The sequence below is a fragment of the Thioclava sp. F36-7 genome (genome assembly GCF_002020075.1).
Lineage (GTDB): Bacteria > Pseudomonadota > Alphaproteobacteria > Rhodobacterales > Rhodobacteraceae > Thioclava > Thioclava sediminum.
Genome location: NZ_MPZR01000003.1, coordinates 361,915 through 375,091, shown reverse-complemented (window position 1 = coordinate 375,091; position 13,177 = coordinate 361,915). Strand labels below are relative to the sequence as shown.

The following is a 13,177-nucleotide window of genomic DNA, read 5'->3' as shown; positions in this document are numbered from 1 at the left end:
ACAGAAATCGAGGAGGAGACTACCCATGAAAGAGATCGGAATGCTGCTGGACGGGGCCTCCGCCCCTGCCGCCTCGGGCGCAAGTTTCGACCGGATCGATCCGGTGACCGGCGAGGTCGCCACCCGCGCCGCTGCCGCGGGCCGTGACGATGTCGAGGCGGTCGTGGCCTCTGCCGCGCGCGCCTTTCCCGGCTGGTCCGCGACCGGGCCGAACGGGCGACGCAAGATCCTGTCGAAAGCCGCTGACGTGATGGAGGCTAGAGCCGACGAGTTCATCCAGGCGATGATCACCGAGACCGGCGCGACCGGGCCCTGGGCCGGGTTCAACGTCCATCTCGCGGCAGGCATGATCCGCGAGGCTGCGGCGATGACCACCCAGATCGGCGGCGAGATCATCCCCTCCGACAAGCCCGGCACGATGGCGATGGGCGTTGCGCGCGCCAAGGGCGTCTGCCTCGGAATCGCGCCGTGGAACGCGCCGGTCATCCTCGGCACGCGGGCGGTCGCGATGGCGCTTGCCTGCGGCAATACGGTGGTGCTGAAAGCCTCCGAAATGTGTCCCGCGACGCATCGCCTGATCGGGGAATGTTTCGCGGAAGCCGGACTTCCCGAGGGCGCGCTCAACGTGGTGACCAACGCCCCCGAGGACGCGGCCGATGTCGTCGAGGCGCTCATCGCGCATCCCGCGGTCAAGCATGTGAACTTCACCGGCTCTTCCGCCGTCGGCCGGATCATCGGACGGCTTACGGGCGAACATCTGAAGCCCTCGCTGCTGGAGCTGGGCGGCAAGGCGCCGCTGATCGTGCTCGACGATGCCGATCTCGACGGGGCGGTGAATGCCGCGATCTTCGGCGCCTTCATGAACCAGGGCCAGATCTGCATGTCGACCGAGCGGATCATCGTCGACGAGAAAGTGGCCGACGCTTTCGTCGAAAAGCTCGCCGCACGCGCCAGTGCCCTGCCCGCGGGCGATCCGCGTGGCGAGGTGGCGCTGGGGGCGCTTGTCTCCGAGGCGGCGGCCGAGAAGATGGACGCCCTGATCGCCGACGCGACCGGCAAAGGCGCGAAACTTGTCGCCGGGGGGTCGCGCGAGGGGACGATCGTCGCGGCCACGCTGCTGGACGGGGTCGCGGAAGGCATGCGCATCTATGCCGAGGAGAGCTTCGGCCCGGTCAAATCGATCATCCGCGTGAAGGGCGACGAAGCGGCGCTGAAAGTCGCCAACGACACCGAATACGGCCTCTCGAGCGCGATCTTCAGCGCCGACGTCTCGCGTGCGATGGCGCTGGCGAACCGGCTCGAAACCGGGATCTGCCATATCAACGGCCCGACGGTGGGCGACGAGCCGCAGATGCCCTTCGGCGGGGTCAAGGCCTCGGGCTACGGGCGGTTCGGCGGGCGCGCGGCCATTGCCGAATTCACCGATCTGCGCTGGATCACCATCGAGGACCCGAAACAGCATTACCCGATCTGAGCCGGGCTCTCAGAGGGGCGAAACAGCAAGGAGCCGGCCCTGGGGTCGGCTCCTTTCAATGTCGGATCGCCGCAGACGCGGCCCACCCGGATCAATCCGTCTTCGGTTTGGGGTAGACCGGCAGATGCGGGATCAGAACGTGATCGGGCTGGTCGATCGCGAAGAGGAAAGCCCGCGCGACATCGTCGGGGCGCAGCGCATCCGGTTTCGCCTCGTCGAAGAACGGCGTGTCGACCATGCCCGGATGCAGGCAGGTGACGCGGCCGCCCGCCTCGCCGAGTTCCTCACCGAGATTGTCGGCATAGCCGCGGATGAACCACTTGGTCGCCGAATAGACCGAACCGAACATCGCGCCCTGCGACGCCTTGGAGCCGGTCAGCACCATATGCCCTTTCGAGGCGCGCAGATGCGGCAGCGCGAATTTCGCGGTGTAGGTCACGGCGAGGCAGTTCACCTCGATCATCTTCTGGAAGCTCTCGACCGATCCGGCCTCGGTCCCGCGCGCCGAAGCGCCGACGCCCGCATTGGCCAGCACCACGTCGAGACGTCCGTAATGCTCGACCGCACGCGCGACCATGCGTTCCTGAGCCTCTGGGTCCGTGACATCGGTGGGCAGCGCGAGGGCGTTGTCTGCACCCAGATCTTTGACGAGCGCTTCGAGTTTCTCCTCGGACCGCGCGGCCAGCGCCACCTTGTGACCCGCTTCGACCGCATGGCGCGCGCAGCTCTCGCCGATCCCGGTGGAGGCGCCGGTGATGAGAATGATTTTCGACATGTCAGCCTCTTTGAATTTGGTGGGAACGAAGATGGCGCCACCCGGACCGGGCGGCGCCTCTCAAAATCAGCCCAGCAGGGCCAGCACTTCTTTCGCAGCCGCCTCGGACGAGGCCGGGTTCTGGCCGGTCACCAGACGCCCGTCGGCCACCGCATGGGGCTGCCAGTCGTCGGTACTCTCGAACTTCGCGCCAAGCTCGCGCAGGCGGGTTTCCAGCAGGAAGGGCACCGCTTCGGCAAGACCCACACCGCGCTCCTCGCTATCGGTGAAGGCCGAAACCTTGCGGCCTTTCACGATGGAGTCGCCGTTCTTGTCCACGACCTTGTCGAAGGCTGCGGGACCGTGACAGACCGAGGCGACGATCTTGCCGCCATCCCAGGCGGTGCTAATCGCCTTCGCGGAGATATCGCTCTCGGCGAGGTCATACATCGCACCATGGCCGCCGGGGATGTAGAGCGCATCATAGGAAGTTATATCCTCGTCCTCGATCCGCGACGGGTTTTCCAGAACCGCCTTGGCGTCGGCGTCATCCCGGAAGCGCGTCACCGAGGCCGGGGCGTCGTCGCCGGTCACGTCGGAATTCGGGTCGATCGGGATCGAACGACCGCCGATCGTGGCCACTTTCACCTCGTGGCCTGCATCGAGAAAGGCGTAATAGGGCGTCGCCAATTCCTCGTACCAGACGCCGGTCTTTTTGCCGGTGTCGCCAAGGGCATCAGCTGCGGTCGAAAGAATAAGAATACGTGCCATGGGTTTGGCCTCCTTCGTTGTGCGTTTCAGGGCATTTCCGGTCCTGTTCGTCTCGGGCCGTCAACGCGTCCCAACAGAGATAGGTTGCGTTCACTGATCGAGAAATTGATGCAGACAACGTCAGAAATCGATATTCTGGAGACATGACACCCGACGTATCGCTTTTGCGCGTGTTCCATGCGGTCATGGAAGAACGCAATGTCACCGCCGCGGCCCAACGGCTCGGCCAATCCCAGAGCACCGTGAGCGCGGCGCTGTCACGTCTGCGTGCGGCGCTGGGTGACGAGCTATTCCTGCGCGCCCGCTACGGGGTGGAGCCCACCGAGAAGGCGCTCGAGATCGCGCCCGACATCGCCGCCGGGCTGGAGCGGCTGGAACAGGCCTTCCGCGCCGCCGAGCCTTTCGATCCGGCGCGCACCACGCGCCGCTTCCGGCTGTTGCTGGGGCCCTATGCCGAGATCGTTCTCGCGCCGGAACTCGCGGCGACCTTTGCCGACAGGGCCCCGTCGGCGCGTCTCGAAATCTCGCCCATCGGGCCCGATCTGGATCCTCGCGCGCTTGCCGGGCGGGCCTTCGATCTGGCGGTCGGGCGGTTCGACTCCCCGCCCGAGGATCTCGTGGTCTCCGACCTGTTCGAGGACGGGTTCCGCTGTATCGTGGCCCCACAGGCTTTACCCGAGGGCGCGTCGCTCGACCTGAACCTCTATGAGACGTTGCCGCATGTCGTCGTCGCCCCGCCCGGCAAGTGGCGCACCGGGGTTCACAAACGCACCGAGGCGACGGGTCTGCACCGGAACACGGCTGTCGTGGTCACGCATTTCCTGACCGCCGCACCTGCGGTCGCACGTCTGGGCGGGATCGCCACCGTGCCCGCGCGGGTCGCCGCGATGGCCGCCGGGCCCTACCGGTTGCGCGATGTTCCCGTGCCGATAAACCTCGGCACCTTCCCCAGCCAGATCGCCTGGCACCCGCATCTGCGCCGGGATCAGGGCCATGTCTGGCTGCGCGACCTGATCCGCGAACTGGTCGCAGAGTTCACGACGCCGGGCTGACGGCCGCTCGAATAAGTCCGGTTAAGTCACCCGCCCGCGCGCCTTGAACGCAGGGGTATCCCAGGCCCGCTGCGCCATCACTTCGCCGAGGATTTCAGCGGCGCGCGTCACGTCGACCTCGTCGAGGTAAAGCGGCGTGAAGCCGAAGCGCATCGCATCGGGCGCGCGGAAATCTCCGATCACCCCGCGCGCGATCAGGGCTTGAACGACGGCGTAGCTGTCGGCGAAACCGAACGACACCTGGCTTCCCCGCGCCTCCGGGTCGCGCGGGCTGAGCAGCGTCAGCTCGGGGCAGCGCGCCTCGACCTCGCGGATGAACAGCTCCGACAGCTCGACGGAACGCGCGCGCACCTCCGCCATCGTCAGCCCGTCCCAGACCTTGAGCGCCTCTTCGAGCGCGGTCATCTGCAGGACCGGCGGCGTGCCGACGCGCATCCGCTCGACTGCGCGGCCGGGGCGATAGTCGAGATCGAAGGCGAAGGGCGCCTCATGGCCGAGCCAGCCGCTCAGCGCAGGGCGCATTGTGTCGGCGATGTCGGGGCGGACATAAATGAAAGCCGGGGCGCCGGGGCCGCCATTGAGATATTTGTAGGTGCAGCCGACGGCGAATTCGGCCCCGTTCGCCGTCATGTCGACCGGCACCGCGCCCGCGCTATGGGCGAGATCCCAGATCATCACCGCGCCGACCGCGTGGGCCTTGCGGGTGATCGCCTCGAAATCGTGCATCCGACCGGTGCGGTAATCGACCTGCGTCAGCATCACCACCGCGACCTCTTCGGTGATCGCGTCGGCCACGTCCTGGGGCGCGGGTGTGCGCAGCTCGTGCCCGCGCCCCAGCGAGCGGATCAGCCCGTCCGCCATGTAGAGATCGGTCGGAAAATTGCCGTTGTCCGACAGGATCACCTTGCGGTCTGGCCGCATTTCCAGCGCAGAGGCAAGCGCCTGATAGAGTTTGATCGAGAGCGTATCGCCCAGCACGACCGAGCCCTCCGGCGCGCCGATCAGCCGACCGATCCTATTGCCGACGCGGGCGGGCTGATCCATCCAGTGCGCCTCGTTCCAGCCGCGGATGAGCATCTGCCCCCACTCGTCGCGCGCGCAGCTCTCCAGCCGCTCCGCCACGCCGCGCGGCAGCGGCCCCAGCGAATTCCCGTCGAGATAGATCACCCCCTCGGGCAGATCGAAAAGATGCTTTCTCGGCAGGTTCGGCATGGTCATTTTCCTCTTGTTCTCACGGCTCGAAAGCGCGTCTCGAAACCCGGCAATCGGCTGGTGGATCACGAAAGTTTCGGCTCGGGCGCACGCTACCTGCGCAACCATGCCCTCGCAATATCCCGCGCTATATGCTCTGTCTCCAAATGGGACGCGAAACGAGCGGGAGGGAACATGGAAGACCTGAGCGGGATCGACTGGGAAGACGCTTTCGAGAACGGCGGCTATATCGAGAATGGCAGCAGTTACCCCGATCTCTGGGCCAAGCGCGCCGCCGAATTCCGGTCGCGCCATGCCGATCGGATGAGCGAGGTCGCCTATGGCGAAGCGCCCCGCGAAAAGATCGACCTCTTCCGCCCCGAAGGCGCGTCCAAGGGGCTCGTGGTCTTCGTGCATGGCGGCTACTGGCTGAAATTCAGCAAGGACATGTGGTCCCATCTGGCAGAGGGCGTGCTGTCGCAGGGCTGGACCGTCGCCCTGCCCGGCTACACGCTCGCCCCGGAAAACAGCATTCCCGGCATCGCGCAGCAGATCGCACGGGCGATCGATCACGCGGCGGGGCTCGTGGAGGGCCCGATCCATCTCGTCGGCCATTCTGCGGGCGGGCATCTGGTAACGCGCTCGGTGTCCGAGGGCAGCGCGCTCTCCGACGAAACCGCAGCGCGCATCCGGCGGGTGATCTCGGTGAGCGGCGTGCATGATCTGCGTCCGCTGCAGATGCATTCGATGAACGCGCGGCTGGGGATCACGCCCGAGATCGCCGCGAGCGAGAGCCCCGCCCTGCTGAAGCTGCGCCCCGGCGTGAAGGTCACCGTATGGGTCGGCGCGGCGGAGCGGCCGGAATTCCTGCGCCAGTCGTCCCTGCTCGCCGAGCACTGGCCCTCGGTCGATCTGGTCGCGGCCTACGGGCGGCACCATTTCGACGTGATCGAGGAGCTGTCCGACCCGTCCAGCGCGCTGGTCACGGCGCTTCTGAGCACGGATTAAGAAAGCGTCACCCGCCGCCAAAACCGCCTCACCGATCCACACATAAGCTTCACGTTCGCGCGCTCGGGCTTCGCTGCGCTTGCATTCTAACGGGCCTTGGGGTCTCAAAAGAGTGCATCTGTGCACCAAAGCGTCTTGCGAGTGTCGAACATGAGCGATGCCAAGAATACCTACGAACACAGCGTTCCCTTCTTCTGGCCGATGGCGGCGGCGATGGAATGGCAGAAGATCGGGCTCGACGCGGTCGAGAAAGGGCTGACCTATCTCGACGAGGCGGCGAAGATCACGCACCCGCCCGATCCGAAATGGGCCACCAAGAACGACGTTCTGCTCGATCTCGACACGATGCGGCTACGCGATTTCGGCGGCACGGGCGGCGGCATTCCGGTGATCGTCGATGCGCCCTATGCCGGGCATTCCTCGACCATCGCGGATTACGCCAAGAGCCAGAGCCTGATCGAGACACTTCTGGATGCAGGTCTCGGTCGCGTCCTTTGCACCGATTGGAAAAGCGCGACGCCGAAGATGCGCGATTTCGACATCGACAAATATCTCGCCGAGATCAATGTCGCGGTCGATGAGCTCGGCGGGCGGGTGATGCTGGTAGGGCTGTGTCAGGGCGGCTGGATGTCGGCGATGTATGCCGCGCGCTTCCCCGAGAAAGTCGCGGGTCTCGTGCTGGCGGGCTCGCCCATCGACACCGATGCCGGGCACGGGCCGATCCGCAAGCTCGCCCATGAGATGCCGCTTTCGGCTTATCAGGAGATGGTCGACGCCGGTGAGGGCCGGATGCCGGGGCGGTTCATGCTCACCGGCTGGAAGAACATGCATGCCGATCAGCAGTATTTCGGCAAGTTCGTCGATCTCTACGAGCATATCGACGACCGCAATTTCATGAAACGCACCGAGCGGTTCGAGAGCTGGTACGAGAACCCCATCGACCTGCCGGGGCGCTATTACCTGCAGGCGATCGACCTGCTGTTCAAACAGAACCTGTTCGCCAAGGGCGAGTTCGTGGGCCTCGGGCGCAAGCTCGATCTGGGCGCGATCACCTGCCCGGCTTTCCTGCTTGCAGGCAAGGCGGACGACATCACCACGCGCGAACAGGTGTTTGCGGCCGAGACGCTGCTCGGCACGCCGCGCAAGGATATCGTGAGCCGCCTCGTCGAGGGCGGGCATATCGGCCTCTTCATGGGCAGCCATACCCTCTCGAATGTCTGGCTGGAAATCGGCCAGTGGCTCGGAAAGCTCGGGGCCAAAGCTGGAGACTCGCACAATGGATCAGACCGTCGCTGAACCGATGACGCAGGATGTGCCGCAAACGGACCGCAAGACAGGTCTGAGCGCGGCAGAGGCGGCACAGAGGCTCGAGCGATACGGTCCGAATGCGCTCCAAAGCGACGAGAAAACCCTGCTGCAACGGATCGCGGGTTATTTCTGGGGGCCGATCCCGTGGTTGATCGAACTGGCGGCGCTGTTGTCGCTCGTGCTGCGCGACTGGTCCGATTTCGCTGTGATCTTTGTGATGCTGCTGCTCAACGCGGCCGTGGGCTTCAAGGAAGAGAGCAAGGCGAGTTCGGCCATCGCAGCGCTCAAGGCGCAGCTGGCCCCCAGCGCCCGCGTGAAACGCGACGGGCAATGGCAGGAGATCGCCGCGCGCGATCTGGTGCCCGGCGATATCGTGCGGCTGTCGATCGGCCAGATCGTCCCGGCTGATCTGACGCTATTCGAAGGCAAGTATCTCTCCATCGACGAGGCGGCGCTGACGGGCGAGTCGCTGCCCGTAGACAAGGCGGTCGGTGACAGCGCCTATTCCGGCTCGGTCGTGAAGCTGGGCGAGATGACGGGCGAAGTCACCGCGACCGGGATGGAGACCTATTTCGGCCACACCGCCTCGCTCGTGCAGACCACGAACGGCAAATCGCATTTCCAGAAAGCCGTGATGCAGATCGGGAATTTCCTGATCGCGGCGGCGCTGGTTTTGGTGGCGATGATCGTGATCGTCTCCTTCCAGCGGCACAACCCGCCGCTCGAGGTGATCCAGTTCGCGCTGATCCTGACGGTGGCGGCGATCCCGGTGGCCTTGCCCACGGTTCTGTCGGTGACGATGGCGGTGGGCGCGGAGCGTCTCGCGCGGATGAAGGCGATCGTCTCGCGGCTGGTCTCGATCGAGGAGTTGGCGGGCGTCGATGTGCTGTGCTCCGACAAGACGGGGACGCTGACCCTGAACGAGCTGACCGTCGAGGACCCGCGCCCGGCAGACGGTGTCGCGGTCGACGATCTGCTGCGCGCAGCCGCCCTTGCCTGCGACCGCGACGCGCCCGATGCGATCGACAAGGCGGTGCTGGCGGCGGCGGAGGGCATTGCATTCGACGCCATCGAGACGCTCAGCTTCACCCCGTTCGACCCGGTCAGCAAACGCAGCGAGGCGGAGGTGCGGCACGAGGCCGATCGCTGGCAGGTCGCGAAAGGTGCGCCGCAGGTGATCGTCGAGCTTGCGGCCCTCACAGATGACGCGCGCAAGGCGGTGGAGGACGAGGTCGAAACCCTTGCGCAGCAGGGCTACCGCGCGCTCGGGGCCGCACAGAAGCGCGCCGGGCAGGATTGGGAATTCCTCGGCCTGCTGCCGATCATCGACCCGCCGCGCCCCGATGCCGCGAGCACCATCGCCGAGGCCCGCAACATGGGGATCGACGTCAAGATCATCACCGGCGACCACGAGGCGATTGCGCGCCAGATCGCGGGCAAGCTGGACCTTGGCCAGAAAATCTACCCGGCGGGCCAGTTGCTCGATGGCGACCCGGCCACGGTGGAGGCCAATGTCCGCGCCGCCGATGGTTTCGCGCGCGTCCTGCCCGAGCACAAGTTCCGCATCGTCGAGGTGCTGCAGGCCGGGCATTCCATCGTCGCGATGACCGGGGACGGGGTGAACGACGCCCCTGCCCTGCGCAAGGCCGATGCCGGGATCGCGGTGAGCGGGGCGACCGATGCCGCGCGCGCCGCCGCCGATCTGGTGCTGACCGACAAGGGGCTGTCGATCATCACCACCGCCATCGAGGAAGCGCGCCGGATCTTCGAGCGGATGACGAGCTACGCCACCTTCCGCGTGGCCGAGACGATCCGGGTGCTCTTGTTCATGACGCTTTCGATCCTGATCTTCGATTTCTACCCCGTCACCGCGATCATGATCGTGCTGCTGGCGGTGCTCAACGATTTCCCGATCATGATGATCGCCTATGACAATGTCTCGGTCTCGCCACGCCCGGTGCGCTGGGACATGCGACGCGTGCTGACGGTGGCGGCGACGCTGGGCGTGACCGGAGTGATCGAGACCTTCGTGCTGTTCTGGTTCGTCGATGCCTATCTCGGCCTGCCGCGCGACCAGATCCAGACGATCATCTTCCTCAAGCTTCTCGTCTCGGGGCATATGACGCTGTTCGTGACGCGCCACCAAAGCTGGTTCTGGCGTCGGCCCTTCCCGGCGCTGCGGCTGTTCGCGACGACCGAGGCCACGCAATTGCTGGGCACGCTGATCGCGGTTTACGGGCTTTTCGAGACGCCGATCGGCTGGGGGCCGGCGCTGCTGGTCTGGCTCTATTGTCTCGTCTGGCTGCCCCTCGAAGGGGCGATGGCCTTGCTCATTCGCGCGCTTTATGATCGCAGGGCACAGGCGCGCGGGCAGTAAGCCCCTCACGGCGCGCGCAGGAGGCACATGACGGACGACGCGCAAGAGGCACAGGACACGCCAGCGGGCAAGTTTGGACGCGGATTGCCGGTGGGCATCTGGGCGCTGGGGTTCGTGTCGCTCTTCATGGATATCTCCTCCGAGATGATCCACGCGCTGCTGCCGGTCTATCTGATGACCGGGCTTGGCGCGACGGCGCTGGCGGTGGGCGTGATCGAAGGGATCGCCGAGGCCACCGCCGCGATCACCAAGGTCTTCTCGGGCGCGCTGTCGGACCGCATCGGGCGCCGCAAGGAGCTGGCCGCGCTCGGCTACGGGCTGGCGGCGGTGACGAAACCGATCTTCCCGCTCGCGCCGACATTCGACTGGCTTGTGGCCGCGCGTTTCATCGACCGGGTGGGCAAAGGCATCCGCGGTGCGCCGCGCGACGCGCTGATCGCCGACCTCGCGCCGGGCAAGATGCGCGGTGCGGCTTTCGGGTTGCGGCAATCGCTCGACACGGTGGGTGCGTTCCTCGGGCCGCTCGCCGCGATCGGGCTGATGTGGCTGTTCTCGGACGATTTCCGCTCGGTCTTCTGGGTCGCGGTGATCCCGGCCTTCCTGTCGCTCGGGCTGATCCTGTTCGTGGTGAAAGAGCCTGTCCATCCCCGCACGCAACGCCGCGTGCGCAATCCCCTCGCCCGTTCGGAACTCAAGCTCCTGGGCCCTATGTTCTGGTGGGTCGTGGTGGTCGCGACGCTCTTCACCCTCGCCCGGTTCAGCGAGGCCTTCCTGATCCTGCGCGCCAATGACGACGGCATTCCGGTGATGCTGGTGCCGCTGGTTCTGGTGGGCATGAACGCGGTCTATGCGCTGATCGCCTATCCGGTGGGCGCGCTGTCCGACCGGGTCGGTCGCGTCGGGCTGCTGCTGGTCGGGCTGGGGCTGTTGATCGCGGCGGACCTGACGCTGGCGCTGGTCAGCGGGATCGGCGGGCTTGCGGTCGGCGTGCTGCTCTGGGGGATGCATATGGGCTTTACCCAGGGGCTGCTGGCCGCGCTGGTAGCCGAAGCGGTCCCGGCAGAGCTGCGCGGCACCGCCTTTGGCATGTTCAACCTCGTGACCGGCGTGGGGCTTCTGATTGCAAGCGTGCTGGCCGGGGCGCTTTGGGAAATCGGCGGCGCGCAATGGACGTTTCTGGCGGGGGCGGGTTTTGCGACGACGGCAGCGCTGAGCCTGTTGCCGCTGCGGGCGCGGTTCAATGGAACGCATAAACCCAAGGACGCAGCCTGACGCAGAGAGCGCCGCGCGGAGACCCCGCGCGACGCTCGCAACGCTTGAAACGGCTCAGGCGGTCGCCTCGACTTCCAGTTCCAGCTCCTCGATCATCGCATCGCGCATGACGAATTTCTGCGGCTTGCCCGAGACCGTCAGCGGCAGGCTGTCCTTGAACCGGATCACCGCCGGAACCTTGAAATGCGCGATCTCGTCGCGGCAGAACGCGCGGATAGCGTCCTCGGTCAGCTCGGCCCCGTTGCGCGGCACGATCCATGCGGCGACGATCTCGCCGAACTTGTGATCCGGGATGCCGAAGACCTGCGCCTGACTGATATCGGGATGGGTGTAGAGGAACTCCTCGACCTCGCGCGGATAGACGTTCTCGCCGCCGCGTACGATCATGTCCTTCACCCGGCCCGTGATGTTGCAATAGCCCTCGCTGTCGATCCGGGCGAGATCGCCCGTATGCATCCAGCCATCGGCATCGAGCGCCTCATCCGTGCGCTCGGGCTCGCCCCAATAGCCGCACATGACCGAGTAGCCGCGCGTCAGCAACTCGCCCTGCTCGCCCACATTGGCAAGCGAGCCATCCTCGCGCACGATCTTCACCTCGAGATGCGGCTGCACCAGCCCCACCGAGGAGACACGTTTTTCCAAAGGCGTATCGGTGGCCGACTGGAAGGACACCGGCGCAGTTTCGGTCATCCCGTAGGCGATGGTCACTTCCGACATGTGCATCTTCGACTGCACCTGCTTCATCACCTCGATCGGACAGGGCGCCCCTGCCATGATGCCGGTGCGCAGCGAGGACAGATCGTGGTTCGCGAAATCGGGATGCTCCAGTATCGCGACGAACATGGTCGGCACGCCGTAAAGCGCGGTGCAGCGCTCGGCGGCGACGCATTCCAGCACGCTCTGGGCATCGAACCCTTCGCTGGGGACGACAATGGTCGCGCCCTTGGTGACGCAGCCCAGCGTGCCCATCACCATGCCGAAACAGTGGTAGAACGGCACGGGGATGCAGACGCGGTCCGCTTCGGTCGCCAACATCGCGCCGGTCACGAAATGCGCGTTGTTGACGATTTTGCGATGGGTCAGCGTCGCGCCTTTCGGCGACCCGGTCGTGCCGGAGGTGAACTGGATGTTGATCGGCTCGTTCGGGTCCAGCCGAGCGGTGATCGGATCGAGCGCGCTGCGGTCCTGCGCCTCGCCCAGCGCCTCGACATCCGAGAAGCGATGGCATCCGGGATGCTGGGTCTCGCCAATCGTGATGATGTCGCGCAGATCGGGCAGTTTCATGGTTTCCAGCTGTCCGGGCTCACTCTTCGCAAGCTCCGGCAGCAGGCGCTGGATCATCGACAGGTAATCCGAGCTCTTGAAGGTCTCCGCCAGCACCAACCCCCGGCAACCGGTCTTGCGTAGCGCAAATTCCAGCTCGTGTAGACGATAGGCCGGGTTGATGTTCACGAGGATCACCCCGATCCGCGCCGTCGCGAATTGCGTCAGCAGCCATTCCGAGCGGTTGGGCGACCAGATGCCGAGCCGGTCGCCATGGCGAAGACCGAGCGCGAGCAGCCCCGAGGCGAGCCGATCGACCCGTGCCGCGAATTCCGCCCAGCTCCAGCGGATGCCTTCCGAGGTGAAGATGGCGGCCTCGCGATCGGGCCAACGCGCGGCGGTGCGCTTCAGTACGGCCGGGATCGTATCCTCGATCAGCGGGGTATCGGTCGGCCCGGCGACATGGGCCAGACCGCGTTTCGGGGCCACACCGAGTTCAGGGTGCGGGTTCGTCTCGCTATGCATGATTTCCTCCTCTGACACCCCATCGCCGGCACATCGGGCCAACGATCCTCCATGGGGGCGCTCATATTAAATGAACGATGGTTCATTTAATGCAACCCCAAAGCGTCAAGACAAGGAATTCCTGCCCTGCTCGCGAAACCGTGTTCGAGACGGTGATCGCCGCGGAGCCCAGCAAAATCTGA

The 13,177-nt window shown here is 65.7% G+C and carries 10 protein-coding genes; 6 read left to right on the top strand and 4 right to left on the bottom strand.

Annotated elements, in window-relative coordinates; genetic code table 11:
- Positions 1–25: 25 nt before the first annotated feature.
- Positions 26–1,474, top strand: a complete 1,449-nt coding sequence (locus BMI89_RS07600) for an aldehyde dehydrogenase (protein ID WP_078570434.1) — start codon at positions 26–28, stop codon at positions 1,472–1,474.
- A gap of 91 nt (positions 1,475–1,565) precedes the next feature.
- On the opposite strand, the gene BMI89_RS07595 is transcribed toward BMI89_RS07600, so the two are convergent.
- Positions 1,566–2,249: an SDR family oxidoreductase gene (locus BMI89_RS07595; protein WP_078570433.1), complete on the bottom strand. Its 684-nt coding sequence runs from the start codon at positions 2,247–2,249 to the stop codon at positions 1,566–1,568.
- A gap of 66 nt (positions 2,250–2,315) precedes the next feature.
- A complete protein-coding gene (locus BMI89_RS07590; RefSeq protein WP_078570432.1) occupies positions 2,316–2,999 on the bottom strand; it encodes a type 1 glutamine amidotransferase domain-containing protein in 684 nt (227 codons plus the stop codon).
- Positions 3,000–3,142: 143 nt separating this feature from the next.
- Here BMI89_RS07590 and BMI89_RS07585 point away from each other — a divergent pair, with 143 nt between their 5' ends.
- Positions 3,143–4,051, top strand: a complete 909-nt coding sequence (locus BMI89_RS07585) for a LysR family transcriptional regulator (protein ID WP_078570431.1) — start codon at positions 3,143–3,145, stop codon at positions 4,049–4,051.
- Between the two features lie 21 nt (positions 4,052–4,072).
- On the opposite strand, the gene kynU is transcribed toward BMI89_RS07585, so the two are convergent.
- On the bottom strand, positions 4,073–5,263 hold the full coding sequence (gene kynU, locus BMI89_RS07580) for a kynureninase (RefSeq protein ID WP_143593851.1): 1,191 nt from the start codon (positions 5,261–5,263) through the stop codon (positions 4,073–4,075).
- Positions 5,264–5,437: 174 nt separating this feature from the next.
- Here kynU and BMI89_RS07575 point away from each other — a divergent pair, with 174 nt between their 5' ends.
- From BMI89_RS07575 to BMI89_RS07560, 4 genes are all read left to right on the top strand, one after another.
- Positions 5,438–6,250: an alpha/beta hydrolase gene (locus tag BMI89_RS07575; RefSeq protein ID WP_078570429.1), complete on the top strand. Its 813-nt coding sequence runs from the start codon at positions 5,438–5,440 to the stop codon at positions 6,248–6,250.
- Between the two features lie 150 nt (positions 6,251–6,400).
- Positions 6,401–7,546: an alpha/beta fold hydrolase gene (locus tag BMI89_RS07570; protein WP_210402148.1), complete on the top strand. Its 1,146-nt coding sequence runs from the start codon at positions 6,401–6,403 to the stop codon at positions 7,544–7,546.
- Positions 7,527–9,935, top strand: a complete 2,409-nt coding sequence (locus BMI89_RS07565) for a plasma-membrane proton-efflux P-type ATPase (RefSeq protein ID WP_078570428.1) — start codon at positions 7,527–7,529, stop codon at positions 9,933–9,935. Before BMI89_RS07570 ends, BMI89_RS07565 begins: the two co-directional genes overlap by 20 nt.
- Positions 9,936–9,962: 27 nt before the next feature.
- Positions 9,963–11,207 (top strand): MFS transporter, encoded by a 1,245-nt coding sequence (locus BMI89_RS07560; protein ID WP_078570427.1) that lies wholly within the window; start codon positions 9,963–9,965, stop codon positions 11,205–11,207.
- 54 nt (positions 11,208–11,261) lie between these two features.
- On the opposite strand, the gene BMI89_RS07555 is transcribed toward BMI89_RS07560, so the two are convergent.
- Positions 11,262–12,995, bottom strand: a complete 1,734-nt coding sequence (locus tag BMI89_RS07555; protein ID WP_078570426.1) for an AMP-binding protein — start codon at positions 12,993–12,995, stop codon at positions 11,262–11,264.
- Positions 12,996–13,177: the final 182 nt, after the last annotated feature.

Excerpts from the sequence above, each read along its gene's own strand:
- BMI89_RS07590 (WP_078570432.1), bottom strand. The coding sequence starts at position 2,999 with ATGGCACGTATTCTTATTCTTTCGACCGCAGCTGATGCCCTTGGCGAC.
- BMI89_RS07560 (WP_078570427.1), top strand. The coding sequence starts at position 9,963 with ATGACGGACGACGCGCAAGAGGCACAGGACACGCCAGCGGGCAAGTTT.
- BMI89_RS07570 (WP_210402148.1), top strand. The coding sequence starts at position 6,401 with ATGAGCGATGCCAAGAATACCTACGAACACAGCGTTCCCTTCTTCTGG.
- BMI89_RS07565 (WP_078570428.1), top strand. The coding sequence starts at position 7,527 with ATGGATCAGACCGTCGCTGAACCGATGACGCAGGATGTGCCGCAAACG.
- BMI89_RS07555 (WP_078570426.1), bottom strand. The coding sequence starts at position 12,995 with ATGCATAGCGAGACGAACCCGCACCCTGAACTCGGTGTGGCCCCGAAA.
- BMI89_RS07600 (WP_078570434.1), top strand. The coding sequence starts at position 26 with ATGAAAGAGATCGGAATGCTGCTGGACGGGGCCTCCGCCCCTGCCGCC.
- kynU (WP_143593851.1), bottom strand. The coding sequence starts at position 5,263 with ATGCCGAACCTGCCGAGAAAGCATCTTTTCGATCTGCCCGAGGGGGTG.
- BMI89_RS07575 (WP_078570429.1), top strand. The coding sequence starts at position 5,438 with ATGGAAGACCTGAGCGGGATCGACTGGGAAGACGCTTTCGAGAACGGC.
- BMI89_RS07595 (WP_078570433.1), bottom strand. The coding sequence starts at position 2,249 with ATGTCGAAAATCATTCTCATCACCGGCGCCTCCACCGGGATCGGCGAG.
- BMI89_RS07585 (WP_078570431.1), top strand. The coding sequence starts at position 3,143 with ATGACACCCGACGTATCGCTTTTGCGCGTGTTCCATGCGGTCATGGAA.